Genomic DNA, 1,773 nt, shown 5'->3' on the forward strand with positions numbered 1-1,773 from the left:
TAATTTATACAACGAAATAAGATTACATTTATCTTTAGACTATAAAACACCTAATATGGTATATAAATTATCAGCGTAAAATCAATTTTAACCTGTAGCCATATTTCAGGACTAGACATACCGAGAAACTAAATGAGTACAGAAAAAATAGCGTTAATACTGGATAAAATTGACAGAGGAACTATTACTACTACTCTTCAAACAAATGGATATTATAGAAAGTTAAAAATTTTGAGCTCAAGCGTAAAAAATTGGGAAAGCATTTGTGAGTTTTTAGAAGAAGATGTCGAAAACGAAATAATAATTATAGCAAAATTCACCGAACATACACTATTTAGAATGTGTATTCCCGAATATAAAGACGTTGTAGAAAGGTTGTTTGCATTATTAAAAGAAAGAAAACACATCATTTTCATATATAAAGATAACCTAGTTGGTAATTTCAGTTATTTTCAATCTGTAGATATAAAAGAGTCCGTTTTTGAGGTTGATGAAGAAGATGACTACATATATTACAGTCAAACAGGTTTAGAAAATTTTTTAAATTTTCATAATGTAGATGAATCTGAATCTGATTATTTAAATCGAGTAATAGCTTTAATAAAGCGGATAAATCTAGAACTAACTGCTTTACCTTACGAAAAACTTATTGATGTAGAGATTTCTGGACAAAACTTTATTGAGAATATTGCAGAAGGTCTTTTGTTTAGAATTTATGTTCCCAATGATAGGATTTGGAGTAGTGAATTTGACAAATTCATTACATTATTTAGAGACTATGCTTCCAACGTAGCAAACGAAGAACTTAAAATAACACAAAATAGAACCGATTTAGGAATTGTCTGTTCATTATATTCTGTAAATAAGGATATTTCAGAATCAGAAATCAATGACCTTTATAAAGAATTTACTGCTTTTATGGATTTATGTTCTTCGAATCCAAAAGAAGCTGAAAAATTAATAAATGAATTAGATATTTCAGTTCCTAAAAAACAGAGCATTTTAAAAAAATACGTAAAGGAATCTCAAAGATTATTATTAGATATAAAACAAGAAAGAGAGATTAAAATTATTTCTATAAAGCATAAACTTCAAAGTGAACTTCAAGAATACGAACTATCAAAAGACGTTTTGGAATATATAGAAAGTGCTGTTCCGAGTTCAAATTCAACAAAAAACTTAACATTTGGAAATCAAACTATTCAAAATCAAACTATTCTAGTTAACCCTCAAATAATTAACAAAGTAGATGGAATAGTAACTAATGAACTTAATGGGAATATAAATTTTAGTCCGGAAGAACAACTGCTAAATAAACTGATTGAGAAATTTAGCAACAATTTATCAGAAGCTACAGAATTACAAACATCACTTTATGAATTAAAGGATAATGGAAGTTCTCAAGAAAAAAAGAGAGGTGCTTGGCAAAAATTATATGGATTTTTAGGAAAAGTTGGTGACAAAGTCGGTGATGTTGGTGTTGCTCTATTGACTAAATACCTAGAACAACAGGTAGGAATGTAAGTACTATGCCCAACACCGTATATAATTTATTGCTAGTTCTAGCCTACTTACGAAAATCCTCGCGGATTTTCTATTCGGTTTTTATTTGCTAAATTACGTGCTAAACAACGCAACAAACCATATACAAACACGTTAGCAAACATTTGATGAACAACCTCAAAGCCATATACATATTATTAGTTTTTTGTCTATTTTCTTGCAAAAAGTCAACGGAATTAAAAACTGAAAAAGCAACTCTGAATAAAACGG

The 1,773-nt window shown here is 28.7% G+C and carries 1 protein-coding gene; it reads left to right on the plus strand.

The genetic code is table 11. The annotated features are described in order from the left end of the window. Window positions 1–132 precede the first annotated feature (132 nt). Complete coding sequence (locus VDP25_RS17545) at window positions 133–1,524, plus strand: hypothetical protein (RefSeq protein ID WP_334471929.1); 1,392 nt, start codon at window positions 133–135, stop codon at window positions 1,522–1,524. Window positions 1,525–1,773: the final 249 nt, after the last annotated feature.

Source organism: Winogradskyella sp. ECml5-4, from assembly GCF_036903175.1.
Taxonomy (GTDB): domain Bacteria; phylum Bacteroidota; class Bacteroidia; order Flavobacteriales; family Flavobacteriaceae; genus Winogradskyella; species Winogradskyella damuponensis.